We start from the raw sequence: 17,188 nt of genomic DNA, 5'->3' as shown, positions 1-17,188 counted from the left end.
CTGTGTCAGCACTATCAGGCTATCCGAAAGCCCGATCTGAATTCAAGGTCCGCTTGCACGAACGAAAACAGGAGCAGCCACCTTGTCCTACAGAAGAAGATTTGAGGAGTTCGGTGTCGCCTGGCCGTCGCTCGAGCGGCCTGCTTTGCCGTTCTCGCCGACGGTTCGGGTCGCCGACATCGTCTATGTCTCCGGTCAGATTCCCGAGATCGCGCAGGAGATCGCCGCGATCGGCCAGGTCGGCAGAGAGATCGATCTGGCTGCTGCGCAGAACGCCGCCCGGCTCTGCGCGGCCAACATCGTCTATTGGCTGGACAAGGAACTGGACGGCAATCTTGACCGTGTCGTGAAATTCGCCAAGCTGACCGTCTATGTGAATGCGACGGCCGGCTTTTCGGCCTATTCGGAGGTCGGCAACGGAGCATCCGAATTTCTGCTCCATGTTTTCGGCGAGCGTGGCGAGCACGCCCGCTGCTCGCTCGGCATGGCCGGCTTGCCGGCCAATGTTCCGGTCGAAGCCGACGCTATCGTGCATGTCCGCTAGGGAAGTCGCTCGAAATAGCCAGTGAAACCAGCAGGAGGCTTGGCTTGATGGATGCAAATCTTGAGGGGCGGAGGGCGCTTGTTCTCGGCGGAGGCAAGGGCCTCGGTTTCGGCGTTGCCGAAGCGCTCGCGGCGAAAGGCGCCGAGATCATCCTGGTCGGACGAGGGGAGGCGACCCTGGATGTGGCGCGGCGCGCGATCGAGGCCGCCGGCCACATCTGCTCGACCTTCAGCGCCGACCTCTCCGACCACGACAGCGTCTCCCGGCTGATCCATGCCGTCGAGGACGAGCATCAGCGGATCGACATCGTCCTGCTCAATGGCGGCGGCCCGCCGCCCTTCGCGGCCAGCGTCTTCGATGCGAGCGTCTGGGAGAAGCAGTTCACCAGCATGGTGCTGAGCCAGATGCGCGTTGCCATTTCTTTCCTGCCAGGCATGCGGGCGCGGCGCTGGGGACGCATCATCGCCGTTTCCTCGACTTCCGTCCGCGAGCCGATCCCCGGCCTTACCGCCTCGAATGCGCTGCGTGCGTCGCTCGCCGGGTGGGCCAAGACGCTGGCCGGCGAAGTGGCGGCGGACGGCGTTACCGTCAACCTGTTGCTGCCTGGCCGTTTTGCGACGGACCGGACCAAACAGTTCGACGCCATGGACGCCGCCGACAGGGGTGTCGACGCTGCCGTGATCGCCGCCGAGAGTCAGGCCGATATCCCGGCAAAGCGCTACGGCACTCCCGCCGAATTCGGTGCGGTTGCAGCATTCCTGGCCAGCGACGCCGCCGCCTATATTACCGGCGTGGCTTTGCCGGTGGATGGCGGGCTCAGTCGCGGCATGGTGTGAGGAGCAGGGGGCGGCGGCGCGAATGGTCGCATCACACAGGAACGCCCCTCGTGCCTTTTATCTGCGCGGGGGGCGTCCTGGTGATCGTCCGCCTTTTCTCAAGATCGCTCTTTCGAGAACGGCGTTCGACACCGAAAAAATGCTCCGGCGCCAAAATGGTTCCCGGCTAAGTGGTTTTTTCGGCGGGCAATAGCCCGGTTTTCGCTGTCGTATTTGCCGCCGCCGCGCATCTCCACGAGTGTTGCAAATCAAAAAATTGACACAGCGCGCAAAGAAGTCTACAAGAATTTTGTCGATGTTTGTTTGACCGACTTTTGTTATCCGCGTGCCGAGGCGCGCCTTTGACGAACTTCCCCATCAAAATCGAGACAAACGTTGTTGTGCATCCGCATGACGGCGAACGAATATTTGCCATGGAAAGGGTTCGTTATGAGCACAGGCACAGTTAAATGGTTCAACGCCACCAAGGGTTTTGGTTTTATTCAGCCTGACGACGGTTCTGCCGACGTTTTTGTCCACATCTCAGCCGTCGAGCGCGCCGGAATGCGCGACATCGTCGAGGGCCAGAAGCTTGGCTACGAGATGGTCCGCGACAACAAGTCGGGCAAGATGTCCGCCGACCAGTTGAAGGCGGCCTAAAACGGAATTCAGCCTCACCGGTGACCACGGATGTACTGGCACCGGTGAATGGCAAATTCCAGCACATGATCGCGGGAGGTTAAGTCCCCGTTCATGCGCATGAGAAGAACGTTTCTTTGCGCGTCTCTCGGGATGCGCATGCGCTCTCATGGAAGGTCAGGCGGTGCCTGGCCTTTTTCATTTTTGCGCTTCGACCGCCGAAAGAGCGCTGCTCGACGGCCCGGACGTGCTAAGAGGCTGTTTCGAAATTCGCTCTGACGGCCATCAGACGGCCGTCAGAGTAGAATTTCCAAACGGTCTCTGAGGACGTTCCAGCAATTTGAAACCGGCTGCCGTATTGCTTTGTGCGGGATCCTGGCCGAAAGACCAGTCTCGCCACTTTTCGGCGGCGCGCTCCGAACCGGGAGAAAGACCTTGACCGCAACTTCAAAAAGACCCCGCGACCAGGCCGAATCCATTTTTAGCAAGACGCGGACCCAGTCGATGTCGCTCGACCGCATCAATTCCGAACGGGATGCCGTCAGCCAGGCGCGCGAAGCCAAGACCGCGCGGCTGCGCGAACTGCGCCTGGAAAAGGAAGCCGACGACATGGCGGCAGCGCTCGCGGCCTCGCCGAAACGCGCGGGCAAACGCTGATGGCCACCAAACGCGTGCCTCAAAAGGCGATCGCCGCCGATTCGACCATCGCCGATGTCGTGGGTGAACTCGACAAGCCGGTCGAATATGTCCGGCGCGTGCTCGAAAAGCTCGAGCGCTGCCGGCGTGTCCACGGCGATGCCCAGGTGCGGCTCGGCGTGCGCGGCCGTGCCGAATGCCCCAATTATCTGATCGAATACGTCCGGGAAAACGCCAAGACGCACGAGCGCGTGACCTATCAGGACGCCGCCTACAGTGGCAGCACGCATCGCGAGCTGGCGCCCCGGCACATCGAGGAAGCCAGGAACTGGTCGCCCGAAGAAATGAACATCACGGCCGTTTCGGCGCTCATCGGCCGCCTTCGCAATCCGAATGCGCCATCATCGCGTTTCTCTGACGAGGATTGATATGGCAATCAAGTTTTCCGCCAAGGGCCAGCCAGCCGCGCCTGCTGCCGCCGTGAAGCCGGCCAAGCCGGCCCCCGCACCAAAAACCGGTGAAGCCGCCGAAGCGGGTACCGATCTGTTCAGGTCGCCGGCCGAAGCACCGCCGCGCAAGCCGAAGAAGAAATAGCACCCTTGCAGCAAAATGCCGGCCGGAAATCTGCGCCAAGGCTGCTTGCCCTGGCGGTCGCAGAGGATTTTTTGTCGCCACAAGAGGGCGCCGATCCGGTTGCCTTCGATTGCCAGACCTGTGGCGCCTGCTGCGCCTACTCGTCAAGATGGCCGCGCTTTTCAACCGAGGATGACGCGCAACTCGACCTTATCCCGCAAAAATACGTGGCTGCCGATGAAGCCGGCATGCGCTGCGACGGCGCGCGCTGTTCGGCACTGTGCGGCGAGGTCGGCAAGTCGACCGCCTGCGGCATCTACGAGATCCGTCCCGACGTCTGCCGCGCCTGCATGCCGGGCGATGACGACTGCCTGATGGCGCGCCTGGCTCACGGACTGCCGACGCTGTAATGACGGCCCTCGGGCTGGCGTCTCACTTTTGAAATTCGTCAGTCAGATGAGCGAAAGTCGCTGCGGTAGAGGCCGGGCGATCGTCCGGTCAACCGTTTGAATGCCTGCGAGAACGACGGCACCGACTCATATCCGACGGCGCACCCGATCTCGCCAATGTTCTGGTTCGTTTCCCGCAGAGCCTTGGCGGCAAGGTTCATCCGCCAGCGAGTCACATAGGACAGCGGCGGCTGTCCCACGAGTTGAGCGAAGCGACGCGCGAAGGTGGCCCGGGACTGTGCCGCGCCGCTGGCAAGGGAAGCGATAGTCCAGGGACCATCCGGCCGCTCGTGGATCAGGCGCAAAGCCTGCGCAATGCCTTTATCGCGTAAGGCGCCAAACCATCCGCCTGTTCCGAGAGGCTGATGTTCTATCCAGGCACGCAATAAGAAGATCAACGTGCTGTCGAGAAGACGTGGGGCGACAATGTCGTGACCGCCGAGATTGCTTTTTGCTTCGACCTGCAGAAGTTCCAGGGCAAGCCGCAGCGGCTCGCTGGTGTCGATCTGATCTCGGGTCAAATGGATCAGCGGTGGAAGCAGCGAAACCATCGGATATGGTCCGACGCCGTCGAGTGAATATCTCGCACAAAGAAGAGTTGTCGCGCCGCTCTCGCTTTTCGGTTCCAGTCCGCTCCGATTTGCGGAAAGGACGGCGGATATCGATGCCGTCGGTGCATCCGCCGGATTGCAAAGGGCATGCCCGATACCGCTCGCGACAAGGATGACGTCTCCCTCGCCTAAGCGGATCGGCTCCTTTTCACCGGCTAGCCGCAGCCAGCATTCGCCGTTCTGTATGACGTGGATGGCGGCATTCCTTGTCGGATCGACCGAAATACCCCATGGCCGATGCAGGGTCGCGCTGCCGATCATGGCGCTGCCAAATCTCAGCGAAGCAAGAACTTCGGACAAGGCATCCATGAGAACCATCCTCCGATGATGAATCGGACAACGATATTAGACGATTGGATAAGAATCTAGCGGAATGGCATATCGACCATCTCACAAGCGTGGCTGATTATGTTGGCAATGTCGGCCTGCGGACGCTCCTGTCCACAACAGGCGGAAGCAGCCACCTCACGGAGCAAAACATGCGTGACGAACCATCAAATCCAGTTACAGCCAAGAGTCATAATTCGCTCGAAACCAACAAGACGATCGTCCTGGACTTCATCGACAAAGCAGTAAACCAGGGCAACATCGAAGCTGCTTCGATGCATTTTGGCGAACGCTACATCCAACATAATCCGAACATTGCGGATGGTGCGGACGGCTTCAAAGCCTATCTGCAGCAGCTCAAACAGTCATTTCCCCTCGTGAGGGGAGAGGTGAAGCGGATTTTTGCCGAAGGGGATTTCGTCATCGTGCACATGCACGCAAAACGCGAACCCGAAGAGGAGGGCTTGGCCATCGTCGACATTTTCAGGCTGAACGAAAGTAAGCTCGTCGAACACTGGGAAGTTCGGCAACCCATCGCGGATAGCAAGCTGCACGCCAATAGCATGATCTGAATGCGGATAGGCTCTCAGGCTGGCTTGTGCCCGCACGTTTCGCTGATTACGCTGCCGGCGGCAGGGCCAGCACCGGGAGACCATCTGTGAGCATCGAATTCCTGTTGACGTCGCTGATTGTCGTGGCTTCGCCCGGCACTGGCGTTCTCTATACGCTGAGCGCCGGGCTTTCGCGTGGTGCGCGTGCCAGCATCATTGCCGCTTTCGGCTGCACGCTCGGCATCATTCCGCATATGGCGGCCGCCATCACCGGCCTCGCGGCTCTGCTGCACACCAGCGCCGTCGCCTTCGAGACGCTGAAATATCTCGGCGTCGCCTACCTGCTCTACATGGCCTGGAACACGCTGAAGGAGAAGGGCGGCCTGAGCGTCGACGAAAATGTCGCGCCGCGCTCGGCCGGCAAAGTGATCACTTCGGGCATCCTCATCAACATCCTCAATCCGAAGCTGTCGATCTTCTTCTTTGCCTTCCTGCCGCAATTCGTCAGCACCACCGAATCGCATGCGCTGTCGAAGATGCTGGAGCTCAGCAGCGTCTTCATGCTGCTCACCTTCGTGGTCTTTGTCGGCTACGGCATCTTCGCGGCGTCGATCCGCAGCCATGTCGTGTCGCGACCAAAGGTGCTGACCTGGATGCGCCGCACCTTCGCCGGAGCCTTTGTCATGCTCGGCGCCAAACTGGCGCTGGCGGACCGGTAGACAGCCTTATGCCTTCACGTAGCCCATGGCCTCGACAATCTGCCCGTCCGCCACACGCATCAGGTTGACGCCGCGCAGCGAATTGCCGTCGGCCATCCAGTAGCGCCAGCGGATCGTCGCCCGGTCGCCGGCGACGAAGGTTTCTTCGATGTCGAAGCGCATGCCGGGTCCGGTCGCGATCGCCGACCACAGTTCGACGCAGGCGCCCTTGCCGATGCGGCGGGCGCCGTCCGGGGCCGGCGTGGTGTTCTCGATCACGCAATCTTCCGCCACCAGATCGTCGAGCGCCGACGCGTCGTGGCGCTGGAAGACGTCGTTGTAGCGCCGCATGATCTCGGCCGTTTCGGCGGAGCGTTTTGCCGCGGCGATGTCGATGATGAGTTCCTGTGTCATTGGATATTCCTTCCCTTCAGTGATCAGCAACGGTTTCGACGAGGCGGGCCTTGAGCGTGATCGCCGCGACGCCGGCCAGCGCCCGCGACACGAGGCAGCTCTCCTTGGCTGTCTGCGCCAGCCGCTCGAAATCCCCGGCAGCCAGCCCGGCCACGCTTGCCTCCGTCTCCAACTCGATACGGGTGATCGTCGGTCCGGCCGCGGTGGCGCCGAGATGCGCTTTCGCGATTGTGTGAATGCGTGCGGGAGTATAACCTTCGCGGCCCAGGATGGCGCTCAGCGCCATCGAGAAGCAGCCGGCATGCGCCGCCGCGATCAATTCCTCCGGGTTGGTGCCGGGACCGTTCTCGAAACGCGACGGGAAGGAGTAGGCGCCTTCGAATACGCCGCTGCCTAGCCTCAGCCGGCCCGAACCTTCTTTCAACGATCCCTGCCATTGGGCCTCTGCTTCACGAATGGTCATTGTGTCTCTCCTTTGATTTGAGGGGGTCAATCAGATTTTGGGGGCGAACCAGTCAGGCGCCGTCGACGACCACTTTCCCGAAGACGTCGCCTTGCTGGAAATAACGGTAGGCGTCTTGGGCCTCGTCGAAGGCGAACACCTTGTCGATGACAGGCTTAAGCCGATGCACCGAGATGGCGCGCAGCATGGCTTCGAGGTTGGTGCGATTGCCGACGAAGAGGCGGCTGATGGTGGCGAGGCTGCGCTGGTAGACCGGGCCGGGGATCTGCACCGTCCCGCCTTTCGCATCCTGTATGGTGAGAAGCACGATGCGCCCGTAAAGCGCGCAGGCGATCATCGATTGCGCGAAGGTCGGCGGGCCGCCGGTCTCGACGACGAGGTCGATGCCACCGGTTTGCTCGCGCACAGCTGCACCCCATTCCGGCATGTCGGCCGTCGAGACGACGAGGTCGGCGCCCAGCGCCCGCAGCCGGTCCAGCTTCTCGCCGCGCGAGCTGACGGCCACGACCCGGCAGCCGAGCAGCTTGGCGAATTGCAGCGCAAACAGCGCGACGCCACCTGAACCGATGACCAGAACCCACTGCCCGGGCTTCGGCATCTCGGCCGCCGTCACGGCATTCCAAGCGGCCAGGCCGGCACAGGTCAGTGTCGCCGCTTGATGCCAGTCGAGATGATCGGGAAGCCACACCGCCCATTGCTCGTCGAGCACCGCGTATTCAGTCAGCATCCCGTCCAGCGTGCAGCCAAGCTGGTCGATCAGCCCGGCATTGATGCGGCCATCAATCCAGCGTGCAAAATAGCTGCCGGTGATGCGGTCGCCGGCGGCAAAGCGGGTGACGGCATCTCCGACGGCAACGACTTCCCCAGCACCGTCGCTCAGCGGGATAACGCCTTGGCGCGGCGTCAGCGGATAGGTGCCGTTGAGGATCATCGTATCGCGGCGGTTGAGCGATGTGGCGCGGACACGCACGACGATCTCGTGCGGCTTCGGCGTCGGCTGCGTCCCGTCGCGCATCACCAGGCACTTGGTCACGCCGGTTCCTTCAAGACGGTAACTACGCATTCGCCCCTCGCTGATATATAGACTGATCTACATATTATATAGACCGGTTGTCATATTCGAGGCAAGGCCTATAATGCTCATTCCTGACAGAGGTTGACATGGCGAACGACACCCGCACCCGCATACTCGAGACGACGGCGCTGCTGCTAAGGCAGCGCGGCTACCACGGCACGTCGCTCAACGACATATTGAGCGCCTCAGGCGCACCGAGAGGCTCGCTCTACTTCCACTTTCCGGGCGGCAAGGATCAGCTGGTCGTCGAGGTTACGCGCGATAGCGTCGCCGATGTGACGCAGAGGCTGGACGCCGCGCTCGCTGCCGAAAAAGATCCGGCGGTGGCGGTCCACCACATCTACCAATCGGTCGCGCGCATGCTGGAAGACAACCAGTTCACGCTCGGTTGCCCGATCGCGCCCGTGGTGTTGGATTCGCCGACCGACATGCCGGAGTTGGCTGAGTTGTGCCGGTCGGCCTTCGAGCAATGGATAGGCCTGCTCAGGGCGGCCTTCGTCAGGGCAGGGGTGCCCGAGCGCCGCGCGCACGCGCTGGCGCTGCTGGTCGAATCATCGCTGGAAGGGCTGATGGTGATCGCACGCGCCACCCGCGACCGCGCCCCGGTGCTGGCGGTAGCCGATGAGGTCGCGGCGCTGATTGAGGGGGCATTGCCGGCGAAAGAGATCGCAGTCACGGCGCATTGACGTTTCGCGCTTCCACGGCATCGAGGCCAGCGCGGAGCCCTGCCGAAGGGCCGACGCTCCAGCTCTGCAATTCACGTTCTGCGCCGACGCCGAAGAAACGGTCAGGGGTATGCTTCCGCTTGCTTTGGAATCGGACCGCCTCTCATCCTCCGTCCCATCAACGAAAAAGGGCGACCTCTCGGCCGCCCTTTCCGTACATGAAGGCTGATGGGTTGGATTAGAAATCCATACCGCCCATGCCGCCCATGCCGCCGCCGCCCATGCCGCCAGGCATGCCGCCGCCAGCCGACTCCTTCTTCGGAGCCTCCGCAATCATGGCTTCGGTGGTGACCAGCAGGCCGGCGACCGAGGCCGCGTCCTGCAGAGCCGTGCGCACAACCTTGACCGGATCGACGATACCCATGGCGATCATGTCGCCATATTCGCCGGTCTGGGCGTTGTAGCCGAAGGTCGCGCCCTTGTTCTCAAGGATCTTGCCGGCAACGATCGATGCTTCCGCACCGGCGTTGGCCGCGATCTGACGGGCCGGAGCCTGCAGCGCGCGACGCACGATGCTGATGCCGGCGGTCTGGTCGGAGTTGGCGCCGGTTGCCTTGATGCTCAGCGAAGCGCGCAGCAGTGCGACGCCGCCGCCGGGAACGATGCCTTCTTCGACGGCCGCACGGGTCGCGTTGAGGGCGTCATCGACGCGGTCCTTCTTTTCCTTGACTTCCACTTCGGTCGCACCGCCGACGCGGATGACGGCAACGCCGCCCGCCAGCTTGGCGAGACGTTCCTGCAGCTTCTCCTTGTCGTAGTCCGAGGTGGTCTCCTCGATCTGCTGCTTGATCTGGGCGACGCGGCCCTGGATCTCGGCCTTCTTGCCGGCGCCGTCGACGATGGTGGTGTTCTCCTTGGAGATCGACACCTTCTTGGCGCGGCCGAGCATGTTCAGGCCGACATTCTCGAGCTTGATGCCGAGGTCTTCGGAGATGACCTGGCCACCGGTGAGGATAGCGATGTCTTCCAGCATGGCCTTGCGGCGATCACCGAAGCCAGGCGCCTTGACGGCGGCGATCTTCAGGCCGCCACGCAGCTTGTTGACGACGAGCGTGGCCAAGGCCTCGCCCTCGACGTCTTCCGAAATGATGACCAGCGGCTTCGAGGTCTGCACGACAGCCTCGAGGATCGGCAGCATGGCCTGCAGGTTGGAGAGCTTCTTCTCGTGGAGAAGAATGTAGGCGTCTTCCAGATCCGCAACCATCTTCTCGGCGTTGGTGACGAAGTAGGGCGAGAGATAACCGCGGTCGAACTGCATGCCTTCGACGACTTCGAGCTCGGTCTCGGCGGTCTTGGCTTCCTCGACGGTGATGACGCCCTCATTGCCGACCTTCTGCATCGCTTCCGCGATCATCGAGCCGACCGAAACGTCGCCATTGCCGGCGATGGTGCCGACCTGGGCAACCTCTTCCGAGGTCTTGATCTTCTTGGCGTTCTTGATCAGCGTCGCGACGACGTCGGCGACGGCGAGGTCGATGCCGCGCTTGAGGTCCATCGGGTTCATGCCGGCGGCAACCGCCTTGTGGCCTTCCTGGACGATCGACTGTGCCAGAACGGTCGCGGTCGTGGTGCCGTCGCCGGCGATGTCGTTGGTCTTCGAAGCAACTTCGCGGACCATCTGCGCGCCCATGTTCTCGAACTTGTCTTCAAGCTCGATTTCCTTGGCGACGGTGACGCCGTCCTTGGTAATGCGCGGTGCGCCGAACGACTTGTCGATGACGACGTTGCGGCCCTTGGGGCCGAGCGTGACCTTCACCGCGTCGGCGAGGATGTTGACGCCGCGCAGCATGCGCTCACGAGCGTCGCGGGAGAATTTTACGTCTTTGGCAGCCATTTTTAGCTCCTGGCAGGGGCTTGGATTGAGCCCGAAGATTTAAATGAGGGTGAGGCCGATATTCAGCCGATGATGCCCATAATGTCGGCTTCCTTCATGATCAGAAGGTCTTCGCCATTGAGCTTGACTTCGGTGCCCGACCACTTGCCGAACAGGATGCGGTCGCCGGCCTTGACGTCCAGCGGGACGAGCTTGCCGGCTTCGTCACGGGCGCCGGAACCGACGGCGATGATCTCGCCTTCCTGCGGCTTTTCCTTCGCCGTGTCGGGGATGATGATCCCGCCCGCGGTCTTGGATTCGGATTCGACCCGACGAACGACCACGCGGTCATGAAGCGGGCGGAACTTCGACTTTGCCATTTTTTATTCCTCGATGAGAATGGTGAGAACAGTTCCTCCGTCCGGCGGCGCCGGACATGGTTAGCACTCATCTTGGGGGAGTGCTAACGTGGCGCTGAAATAGTCTGGCAACTCGCGCGAGTCAAGGCGCCCGGTGAGCATCATCAGAACAATTGCTTCAAACGGATGCTTCAAACAGATACTTGACCAAGTCAACTAAATGGCTGATCTTACCGGCAGGAGGATGCCATGACCATTCATCATCACCCAGGCAAGGAGCGGATCGACGCGGTGCGAGCCTTCAACCGCTTCTATACCCGCCAGATCGGGCTGCTCGACGAAGGGCTGCTGAAAAGCACCTTCTCGCTGACCGAGGCGCGGGTGCTCTATGAACTGGCGCATCGCGATGGCCTGACCGCCACGGACCTTGGGCGCGATCTCGGCCTCGATCCCGGTTATCTCAGCCGGCTGCTGAAGAAATTCGAGGAACGTCATCTGGTCGAGCGCGCCACGATCGAGGCGGATGCAAGGCGTTCGTCGATCGCCCTGACCAAGGCCGGGCGGCAGGCTTTCGCGCCGCTGAACCAGGGCTCGCACGACCAGGTCGCGGCATTGCTCGACCGGCTTTCGGTTCCCGAACAGGACAGGCTGGTCAAGGCCATGCAGACGGTGCAGCGTCTGCTGGGCGCGACCGCCGAACCCAACATTCCCTACACGCTGCGGCCTCTGCAGGTCGGCGACATCGGCTGGATCATCCATCGCCAGGGCCTGCTCTACGCGCAGGAATATGGCTGGGACGAAACCTATGAGGCGCTGGTCGCTGAAATCCTCGGCACATTCGTCAAATCCTTCGATCCGAAATGGGAACGCAGCTGGATCGCCGAGCGGGAAGGCGAGGTCGTCGGCTCCGTCTTCGTCGTGCGCCAGTCGGACGCGGTGGCGAAATTGCGCCTGCTCTACGTCGAGCCCTCGGCGCGAGGTCTCGGCATCGGCAAGCGGCTGGTCGAGGAATGTATCGGCTTTTGCCGCGCCACGGGTTACAGGACACTGACGCTGTGGACCAACGACGTGCTCGCCGCCGCCCGCCACATCTATGAGTCTGTGGGCTTTAAATTGACCAACGAGGAGTGCCACCATTCCTTCGGCAGGGATCTGGTCGGCCAGAACTGGAACCTGGAACTGTAGCAGCGCTTCCGGCGCTTCGGCGTCGGCCTGCCGTGCCTCACCCTTTGATCGGTATCCAGATTTCCAGCCCGCCATTGCCGCTGCGCGGATCAAATTCGGGGCCGTAACGCTCGAATTCCGGCGCATCGGCGATCTCGTGCCCAGAGGCTGGCAGCCATTTGTTCCAGATCGTGTTGACCGTGCGGCGGATGGTCGAGATATGGTCACGATGGGCGAACACGCCGTATTTCTGCGCCGGCACGCGCACACGCCAAAACTCCCTCGGCAGGTCCGAAAAATCGGACACTTCGACGCCAGCGATGTAGTCGAAATTGCCGGCGTTGTCGCCGTTGACGCAGACGCCATAGGCGACGTCGCCGATCTCGCCAGGAATGTCCTTTTAAATGTAACGTTATTACATCACGAGGTCTATATGGCTCCTTCTGACAAGACTTATTGCGCTGTGATTGGCGGAAAACTAGGGTGGCTGACTGATGGTCCCCGAGTCGCAAGGCAAGGGGTGAAAAGGGAACACGGTGAGATCCTTTGGATCGAGGCCGTGGCTGCCCCCCGCAACTGTAAGCGGCGAGCAAAATCCGAAATGCCACTGGCCGGCAAGGCTGGGAAGGCAGGATGGCGCAAAGACCCGCGAGCCAGGAGACCTGCCATCAGCATGAGTTGACCGGACGGGGTGTGCCGGGAGGAAACGTGGACATCGGTCGTGTCGGCCGGTGCCTGGTAAGCGCGGTGAGCCTTTCGGTAGCGGCGGGCGACCGCCTCGCCATCATCGGCCCCAACGGCGCCGGCAAGACGACGCTGCTGCGCATGCTATGCGGTACGCTGCGGCCAAGCGCGGGAGATGTGAGATTTTCCGGACGCCGGCTGGAGAGGTTTTCGGCCGCCGAGCGGGCACTGCACATGGCGGTCGTTGGCCAGACCGATCAGCCTGATCCGCGGCTTGCCGTGATCGACTACGTCGAGCTTGGGCGCGTCCCGCATGCCGGCTTGCGTCGGTGGAGCGAGCAACGCGACATCGTCATTGAAGCACTTCGCAGAACCGGCCTGCTGCCGCTGCTCGGCCGCACGATCGGCTCGCTATCCGGTGGCGAGCGGCAACGCGCCCAGTTGGCGCGCGCCATCGCCCAGGAGCCCAAAATCCTGTTCCTCGATGAACCGACCAATCATCTCGATCCGCGCGCCCGCAGCGACCTTCTCGAACTCGTATCGCAGTTTGGCATGACCGTCGTGGCGGTGCTTCAATGATCTGTCGCTTGTCACGCCATTTGCCACCAGGGTCGCGGTGATGAACGAGGCCCGCCTGCAGGCACTTGCCAGTCCGCGCGAGGCGCTGACCAAGAAGTTGATCCGCGAGATTTTCGGCGTTGACGTGCTTTGGCTGCGCCATCCCACCGAAGACCGCGAACTCACGGTCTTCGACGTTCCGAACCGCGCCTCTTCACATCCCGATTTGACCAAGGAGCAACATCCGTGAAACGCCTCGTACTGTCTTTTGCCTCCCTCCTACTTGCCCAGACCGCCTTCGCTTTCCCGGTAACCGTTGATAGCTGCGGCACGCCGCTGACGTTCGACGCCGCGCCGAAGCGCGCCGTCATCCAAGATCTGAACATGGCGGAGATGGCCTTCGCGCTGGGGCTGCAACCATCGATCGTCGGCCTGACCGGCATCACCGGATGGTATAAGGTCGGTCCGGAATTCAAGGCCGAGCAGGGCGCGATCCCGGAACTCGCGCCGAAATACCCGACCCTCGAAAACCTCGTCGCCGTCGAGCCCGATTTCTTCTTCGCCGGCTGGTATTACGGCATGAAGCCTGGCGGCGAGGTGACGCCCGATACGCTGGCCCCGCACGGTATCAAGACGCTGGTGCCGACGGAAAGTTGCGTCCATCTCGACCAGAACCGCCCCGCAGCCTCGATGGACCTGCTCTATGGTGATGTCGAAAAGCTGGGCAAGATTTTTGGCAAGGAGGCGGAGGCGGGAAAGCTTGTTTCGAACTGGAAGGCGCAGCTCGCCGATATCACGGCAAAGATCGGCGACCGCACGGGAACGCGTGTGTTTCTTTACGACTCCGGCGAAGACAAACCCTTCACATCAGGCAAGTTCGCGATCCCCAGCGCCATGATCGCCGCAGCCGGCGGCGACAACATCATGGCCGACATGCCGACGAGCTGGGGCAATACGGATTGGGAGACGGTGGCGGCCCGCAATCCGCAATTTCTTATCCTGCTCGACTACCAGGACGGCGGCTACAGAAAACTGCTCGATTTCCTGAAAGCTCATCCGGCGATGAAGGAGACTGAGGCGGTCAAAAATGAGCACTTCATTGCGCTGCGCTATGCCGAACTGACGCCTGGGCCTGCCAACATCGAGGCGATCGGCAAGATCGCCAGGGCGATGCACCCGGAAGCTTTCTGAGCTTGCGCCAGAGAGCGTTCGAATTGGCGATGACAGCAGGAGCAGCAGCGATTGCCGCTCTTGCTCTGCTGTCGATTGCCTATGGATCGACGGTCATCGCGTTGAGCGACGTGATTGCTGCGCTCGGACATGCCGCCGGGCTGGACGGAGACATCGTGTCCGGTCCGGCCGGCAAGATCCCGATTGCCAAGATCGTCCTCGATCTTAGGCTACCGCGCACGATTATGGCCATCTGTGTCGGCGCCGGGCTGGGCGTCATCGGCGCGCTGCTGCAGACGGTAACGCGCAACGACCTCGCAGATCCGTTCTTGTTCGGCCTGTCGTCCGGAGCCGCGGCCGGCGCGGTTTCCGTCATCACCATTTTTGGCGACCATTTCGGTATCTGGACGTTGCCGGTCGCGGCCTTCACGGGCGGCGTATTGGCCGCCGGCATCGTGCTTTTGCTGGTTTCGCGGGTGAGGGGGCAAGGCCCCGAACGGCTGATCCTCGCCGGGCTTGCCGTCTCGTTCATGTTCACCGCCTTGACTAACTATCTCGTCTTTGCCGGAGACCAGCGCGCCGCTCACTCGGTGTTGTTCTGGACGATGGGCGGGCTCGGGCTGGCCCGTTGGGACAATATCGAGCTGGCTGCTCTGGGCGCAGGCACCATCCTTGTTTATGGACTTTGGAACCACCGCCGGCTCGACGCTTTCCTGGCCGGCGAGAATGCCGCTGAAAGCCTCGGCGTCCCGGTTGCGCGGATGCGCAGGATGACATTTCTCGTCGCCGCTTTCTCGACGGCGATCCTTGTCTCGGTCGCAGGCGTCATAGGTTTCGTTGGCTTGATGATCCCACATCTGTCCAGGACCCTGGCCGGCCCGCTTCATCTGCGCCTGATTGCAAGCTGCGCCCTCTTCGGAGCGGTGCTGTTGCTGGCAAGCGACCTTCTCGCGCGCACGCTGCTGCCGCCGCAGGAACTGCCGATCGGCATCATCACCAGTTCGGTCGGCGCTTTCTTCGTGGTCACGATGCTCATTCGCAATCGCTCATGATGTGACTGCCATGCACACTTACCGGCTTCTGGCACAATCCGGCTCCTTGAATTATGAGCACGCTTATTATATATGTCGCTCATGGTTTCCGACGGCATCGACAGATTGGGCTTTTTGATCCACGACGTGCAGCGCCTGATGCGCAAGCGCTTCGAGGCGCGCGCTAGTGGTTTCGGCCTTTCTTCGGCGCAATGGCGGCTTCTGGTCCGTGTCGCCAAGGAGGCGGGTGTCGCGCAGGCGCGGCTTGCCGAGCTTCTCGAAATCGAGCCGATCAGCGTCTCGCGCCTTGTCGATCGCATGGAGGAGGGCGGCTGGATCGAGCGCCGTCCCGACGCAACCGACAGACGAGTGCGCATGATTTTCCCGACCGCCAAGGCGAACGCAGCCTACGCCCACGTCAAGAGCCTTGCCGGCGAGGTGTATGAGGAATCGCTCGTTGGCGTTTCGCCGGAAGATCGCCGCGTCCTGGTCAAGGCGCTGGAGACAATGGTGCAGAATCTTGCGGATGGTGAGACGCCGCCCTCGGAAAAAGTGAAGAATACGGAAGGCGCAGCAGCATGAACGCGGTAGCCAAAGTAGATAAGAATGCGGCCAAGCTGGAGATGGAAGCTCCCGCGAAGCCGGCGGCAGCTCCGGTAACGGTCGCTCCGCAGGTAGCTCCGGCGCCAGTGGCGCCGAAGAAGAAGCGTCGTGCCGGCCGCTTCCTTTTGATGTTTGTGCTGCCCGCTGCGTTGATCGCCGGCGGCAGCTATGTCTGGGTGACCGGCGGCCGCTATCAGGAGACCGAGAACGCCAATCTGCAGCAGGCCAAGGTGTCGATAGCCGCCGATACGGCGGGCCGCATCGTTCAGGTCGACATTTTCGACAACCAGTCTGTCAAGCAGGGCGACGTGTTGTTCGCTATCGATCCCGAGCCCTACCGGATCGCATTGGCCCAGGCCGACGCGGCGGTGGCTGGCGCACGGCTCAATGTCGAGCAGCTGCGTGCGGCCTACAGCCAGGCGCTGGCGCAGGAGAAGTCCGACGAAAGCCAGGTCCAGTACGCGCAGTCGCAATATGACCGCGCCGCCGACCTTGCCCGCAAGGGCATCAACGCCAAGTCGTCTCTGGACGAAGCCAAGAACGACCTCGACAAGGCGAAGCAGCAGCTGGCCATGGCCCAGCAAGGGATCGCCAGCGCCAAGGCGGCACTTGGCGGCAATCCCGACATCGAGACCGACAAGCATCCAACGGTAATGGCGGCGCTCGCCGCACGCGACAAGGCGGCCTACGATCTGGTCCAGACCACGGTCAAGGCACCTGCCGACGGCATCATCAGCCAGGCCGGTTCGTTCAAGGTCGGCCAGTATGTCGGTTCGGGCACGCCGCTGTTTTCGCTGGTCGAGACCGGCGACACCTGGGTCGACGCCAATTTCAAGGAAACCCAGCTCACCAACATGAAGCCAGGCCAGAAGGCCGAAATCATGGTCGATACCTATCCGGGCAAGACGTTCGAAGCCACCGTCAAGGCGATCGGCGCCGGCACCGGGGCCGAGTTCTCGCTGCTGCCCGCGCAGAACGCGACCGGCAACTGGGTCAAGGTCACGCAGCGCATTCCGGTCCGCCTGGAATTGACCGATGCCGACGCCAAGACGGCGCTGCGCACCGGCATGAGCGCGACGGTCACGGTGGACACCGGCGTTTCCCGCGGGCTGCCGAGCATTTTCCACAGCGCGACGGCAGGCGAGGCCAAGTAAAGAGGCCGAACAGCGGCCGCATAGCAAACAGCGAGATGGATGCAGGATTGGTCCGAGGGAGACGCAGGAAAAGTTGAATGCGTAGACGCGCTGCGCTGTAGCCTGCCTGAGCAGACAACGCGCGCAGGATCT

General features: G+C 62.1%; 23 protein-coding genes, 1 pseudogene and 1 riboswitch. Of the genes and pseudogenes, 17 read left to right on the top strand and 7 right to left on the bottom strand.

All coding sequences use genetic code 11. The features are described 5' to 3' along the window. The first annotated feature begins 82 nt into the window (after positions 1 to 82). From NKH29_RS22365 to NKH29_RS22335, 7 genes are all read left to right on the top strand, one after another. A complete protein-coding gene (locus NKH29_RS22365; protein ID WP_031195259.1) occupies positions 83 to 544 on the top strand; it encodes a RidA family protein in 462 nt (153 codons plus the stop codon). A 47-nt stretch (positions 545 to 591) separates the two neighbouring features. Beyond that, positions 592 to 1,380 carry an SDR family oxidoreductase gene (locus NKH29_RS22360; protein WP_023722748.1) on the top strand — a complete coding sequence of 263 codons (789 nt, stop codon included), beginning with the start codon at positions 592 to 594 and terminating at the stop codon, positions 1,378 to 1,380. Positions 1,381 to 1,809: 429 nt separating this feature from the next. Beyond that, the gene (locus tag NKH29_RS22355) at positions 1,810 to 2,019 is read left to right on the top strand and encodes a cold-shock protein (protein ID WP_010915421.1); all 210 of its coding nucleotides are present in this window, start codon (positions 1,810 to 1,812) and stop codon (positions 2,017 to 2,019) included. 414 nt (positions 2,020 to 2,433) lie between these two features. Further along, positions 2,434 to 2,655 carry a hypothetical protein gene (locus NKH29_RS22350; protein ID WP_031195260.1) on the top strand — a complete coding sequence of 74 codons (222 nt, stop codon included), beginning with the start codon at positions 2,434 to 2,436 and terminating at the stop codon, positions 2,653 to 2,655. Continuing rightward, a complete protein-coding gene (locus tag NKH29_RS22345) occupies positions 2,655 to 3,062 on the top strand; it encodes a hypothetical protein (protein ID WP_023722751.1) in 408 nt (135 codons plus the stop codon). The genes NKH29_RS22350 and NKH29_RS22345 overlap by 1 nt, the downstream gene beginning before the upstream one ends. A gap of 1 nt (position 3,063) precedes the next feature. Next, positions 3,064 to 3,228 (top strand): hypothetical protein, encoded by a 165-nt coding sequence (locus NKH29_RS22340; RefSeq protein ID WP_352856466.1) that lies wholly within the window; start codon positions 3,064 to 3,066, stop codon positions 3,226 to 3,228. 71 nt (positions 3,229 to 3,299) lie between these two features. Then, positions 3,300 to 3,617, top strand: a complete 318-nt coding sequence (locus NKH29_RS22335; protein ID WP_036245865.1) for a YkgJ family cysteine cluster protein — start codon at positions 3,300 to 3,302, stop codon at positions 3,615 to 3,617. 38 nt (positions 3,618 to 3,655) lie between these two features. Here NKH29_RS22335 and NKH29_RS22330 read toward each other — a convergent pair whose 3' ends face one another. Continuing rightward, a complete protein-coding gene (locus tag NKH29_RS22330; RefSeq protein WP_352588556.1) occupies positions 3,656 to 4,576 on the bottom strand; it encodes an AraC family transcriptional regulator in 921 nt (306 codons plus the stop codon). 44 nt (positions 4,577 to 4,620) lie between these two features. Here NKH29_RS22330 and NKH29_RS22325 point away from each other — a divergent pair, with 44 nt between their 5' ends. Both NKH29_RS22325 and NKH29_RS22320 read left to right on the top strand, forming a co-directional pair. Then, positions 4,621 to 5,166: a nuclear transport factor 2 family protein gene (locus tag NKH29_RS22325; RefSeq protein WP_023722755.1), complete on the top strand. Its 546-nt coding sequence runs from the start codon at positions 4,621 to 4,623 to the stop codon at positions 5,164 to 5,166. An 86-nt stretch (positions 5,167 to 5,252) separates the two neighbouring features. Next, positions 5,253 to 5,864 carry a LysE family translocator gene (locus tag NKH29_RS22320; protein WP_023722756.1) on the top strand — a complete coding sequence of 204 codons (612 nt, stop codon included), beginning with the start codon at positions 5,253 to 5,255 and terminating at the stop codon, positions 5,862 to 5,864. A gap of 6 nt (positions 5,865 to 5,870) precedes the next feature. On the opposite strand, the gene NKH29_RS22315 is transcribed toward NKH29_RS22320, so the two are convergent. From NKH29_RS22315 to NKH29_RS22305, 3 genes are read right to left on the bottom strand one after another with little or no spacing between them, the layout of a single operon-like run. Then, positions 5,871 to 6,257, bottom strand: a complete 387-nt coding sequence (locus tag NKH29_RS22315) for a nuclear transport factor 2 family protein (RefSeq protein WP_352495556.1) — start codon at positions 6,255 to 6,257, stop codon at positions 5,871 to 5,873. A 16-nt stretch (positions 6,258 to 6,273) separates the two neighbouring features. After that, entirely contained in the window at positions 6,274 to 6,720 is a 447-nt protein-coding gene (locus NKH29_RS22310) for an OsmC family protein (RefSeq protein ID WP_023722760.1), read from the bottom strand. 52 nt (positions 6,721 to 6,772) lie between these two features. Then, positions 6,773 to 7,783 carry a zinc-dependent alcohol dehydrogenase family protein gene (locus NKH29_RS22305; RefSeq protein WP_352515781.1) on the bottom strand — a complete coding sequence of 337 codons (1,011 nt, stop codon included), beginning with the start codon at positions 7,781 to 7,783 and terminating at the stop codon, positions 6,773 to 6,775. 98 nt (positions 7,784 to 7,881) lie between these two features. Here NKH29_RS22305 and NKH29_RS22300 point away from each other — a divergent pair, with 98 nt between their 5' ends. After that, positions 7,882 to 8,481 carry a TetR/AcrR family transcriptional regulator gene (locus NKH29_RS22300; RefSeq protein ID WP_352495553.1) on the top strand — a complete coding sequence of 200 codons (600 nt, stop codon included), beginning with the start codon at positions 7,882 to 7,884 and terminating at the stop codon, positions 8,479 to 8,481. A 217-nt stretch (positions 8,482 to 8,698) separates the two neighbouring features. Here NKH29_RS22300 and groL read toward each other — a convergent pair whose 3' ends face one another. Both groL and groES read right to left on the bottom strand, forming a co-directional pair. Then, entirely contained in the window at positions 8,699 to 10,354 is a 1,656-nt protein-coding gene (gene groL, locus NKH29_RS22295; protein WP_352481739.1) for a chaperonin GroEL, read from the bottom strand. 62 nt (positions 10,355 to 10,416) lie between these two features. Next, positions 10,417 to 10,713 (bottom strand): co-chaperone GroES, encoded by a 297-nt coding sequence (gene groES, locus NKH29_RS22290; RefSeq protein WP_006333965.1) that lies wholly within the window; start codon positions 10,711 to 10,713, stop codon positions 10,417 to 10,419. Between the two features lie 228 nt (positions 10,714 to 10,941). Between groES and NKH29_RS22285 the strand changes: the two genes are divergently transcribed. After that, a complete protein-coding gene (locus tag NKH29_RS22285; protein ID WP_023717102.1) occupies positions 10,942 to 11,877 on the top strand; it encodes a bifunctional helix-turn-helix transcriptional regulator/GNAT family N-acetyltransferase in 936 nt (311 codons plus the stop codon). A gap of 37 nt (positions 11,878 to 11,914) precedes the next feature. On the opposite strand, the pseudogene NKH29_RS22280 reads toward NKH29_RS22285, so the two are convergent. Beyond that, positions 11,915 to 12,253 (bottom strand): annotated as a pseudogene (locus NKH29_RS22280) (GyrI-like domain-containing protein); the annotation flags it as partial. An 81-nt stretch (positions 12,254 to 12,334) separates the two neighbouring features. After that, positions 12,335 to 12,540: riboswitch (cobalamin riboswitch) on the top strand. Positions 12,541 to 12,564: 24 nt separating this feature from the next. Between NKH29_RS22280 and NKH29_RS22275 the strand changes: the two are divergent. From NKH29_RS22275 to NKH29_RS22250, 6 genes are all read left to right on the top strand, one after another. Further along, the gene (locus tag NKH29_RS22275) at positions 12,565 to 13,119 is read left to right on the top strand and encodes an ABC transporter ATP-binding protein (RefSeq protein ID WP_352588550.1); all 555 of its coding nucleotides are present in this window, start codon (positions 12,565 to 12,567) and stop codon (positions 13,117 to 13,119) included. Between the two features lie 40 nt (positions 13,120 to 13,159). Beyond that, positions 13,160 to 13,348 (top strand): hypothetical protein, encoded by a 189-nt coding sequence (locus NKH29_RS22270; RefSeq protein WP_352588547.1) that lies wholly within the window; start codon positions 13,160 to 13,162, stop codon positions 13,346 to 13,348. Further along, positions 13,345 to 14,289 carry an ABC transporter substrate-binding protein gene (locus NKH29_RS22265; protein WP_023717105.1) on the top strand — a complete coding sequence of 315 codons (945 nt, stop codon included), beginning with the start codon at positions 13,345 to 13,347 and terminating at the stop codon, positions 14,287 to 14,289. The genes NKH29_RS22270 and NKH29_RS22265 overlap by 4 nt, the downstream gene beginning before the upstream one ends. A gap of 29 nt (positions 14,290 to 14,318) precedes the next feature. Next, entirely contained in the window at positions 14,319 to 15,320 is a 1,002-nt protein-coding gene (locus NKH29_RS22260; RefSeq protein ID WP_352481735.1) for a FecCD family ABC transporter permease, read from the top strand. An 81-nt stretch (positions 15,321 to 15,401) separates the two neighbouring features. Beyond that, positions 15,402 to 15,881 (top strand): MarR family winged helix-turn-helix transcriptional regulator, encoded by a 480-nt coding sequence (locus tag NKH29_RS22255; protein WP_023717107.1) that lies wholly within the window; start codon positions 15,402 to 15,404, stop codon positions 15,879 to 15,881. Further along, a complete protein-coding gene (locus NKH29_RS22250; RefSeq protein ID WP_353000592.1) occupies positions 15,878 to 17,056 on the top strand; it encodes an HlyD family secretion protein in 1,179 nt (392 codons plus the stop codon). Before NKH29_RS22255 ends, NKH29_RS22250 begins: the two co-directional genes overlap by 4 nt. Positions 17,057 to 17,188 lie beyond the last annotated feature (132 nt).

Source organism: Mesorhizobium sp. M1295, from assembly GCF_040318135.1.
In the GTDB taxonomy this organism is placed as follows: domain Bacteria; phylum Pseudomonadota; class Alphaproteobacteria; order Rhizobiales; family Rhizobiaceae; genus Mesorhizobium.
Note: the sequence above shows the minus strand (reverse complement) of the source record. Positions and strands in the feature narration are given on the sequence as shown.

What these genes read in the sequence shown, in the direction of transcription:
- NKH29_RS22310 (WP_023722760.1), bottom strand. Translation starts at nt 6,720, where the DNA reads ATGACCATTCGTGAAGCAGAGGCCCAATGGCAGGGATCGTTGAAAGAA.
- NKH29_RS22260 (WP_352481735.1), top strand. Translation starts at nt 14,319, where the DNA reads ATGACAGCAGGAGCAGCAGCGATTGCCGCTCTTGCTCTGCTGTCGATT.
- NKH29_RS22330 (WP_352588556.1), bottom strand. Translation starts at nt 4,576, where the DNA reads ATGGATGCCTTGTCCGAAGTTCTTGCTTCGCTGAGATTTGGCAGCGCC.
- NKH29_RS22255 (WP_023717107.1), top strand. Translation starts at nt 15,402, where the DNA reads ATGGTTTCCGACGGCATCGACAGATTGGGCTTTTTGATCCACGACGTG.
- NKH29_RS22305 (WP_352515781.1), bottom strand. Translation starts at nt 7,783, where the DNA reads ATGCGTAGTTACCGTCTTGAAGGAACCGGCGTGACCAAGTGCCTGGTG.
- NKH29_RS22355 (WP_010915421.1), top strand. Translation starts at nt 1,810, where the DNA reads ATGAGCACAGGCACAGTTAAATGGTTCAACGCCACCAAGGGTTTTGGT.
- NKH29_RS22270 (WP_352588547.1), top strand. Translation starts at nt 13,160, where the DNA reads ATGAACGAGGCCCGCCTGCAGGCACTTGCCAGTCCGCGCGAGGCGCTG.
- NKH29_RS22285 (WP_023717102.1), top strand. Translation starts at nt 10,942, where the DNA reads ATGACCATTCATCATCACCCAGGCAAGGAGCGGATCGACGCGGTGCGA.
- groL (WP_352481739.1), bottom strand. Translation starts at nt 10,354, where the DNA reads ATGGCTGCCAAAGACGTAAAATTCTCCCGCGACGCTCGTGAGCGCATG.
- NKH29_RS22315 (WP_352495556.1), bottom strand. Translation starts at nt 6,257, where the DNA reads ATGACACAGGAACTCATCATCGACATCGCCGCGGCAAAACGCTCCGCC.
- NKH29_RS22345 (WP_023722751.1), top strand. Translation starts at nt 2,655, where the DNA reads ATGGCCACCAAACGCGTGCCTCAAAAGGCGATCGCCGCCGATTCGACC.
- NKH29_RS22360 (WP_023722748.1), top strand. Translation starts at nt 592, where the DNA reads ATGGATGCAAATCTTGAGGGGCGGAGGGCGCTTGTTCTCGGCGGAGGC.
- NKH29_RS22340 (WP_352856466.1), top strand. Translation starts at nt 3,064, where the DNA reads ATGGCAATCAAGTTTTCCGCCAAGGGCCAGCCAGCCGCGCCTGCTGCC.
- groES (WP_006333965.1), bottom strand. Translation starts at nt 10,713, where the DNA reads ATGGCAAAGTCGAAGTTCCGCCCGCTTCATGACCGCGTGGTCGTTCGT.
- NKH29_RS22250 (WP_353000592.1), top strand. Translation starts at nt 15,878, where the DNA reads ATGAACGCGGTAGCCAAAGTAGATAAGAATGCGGCCAAGCTGGAGATG.
- NKH29_RS22300 (WP_352495553.1), top strand. Translation starts at nt 7,882, where the DNA reads ATGGCGAACGACACCCGCACCCGCATACTCGAGACGACGGCGCTGCTG.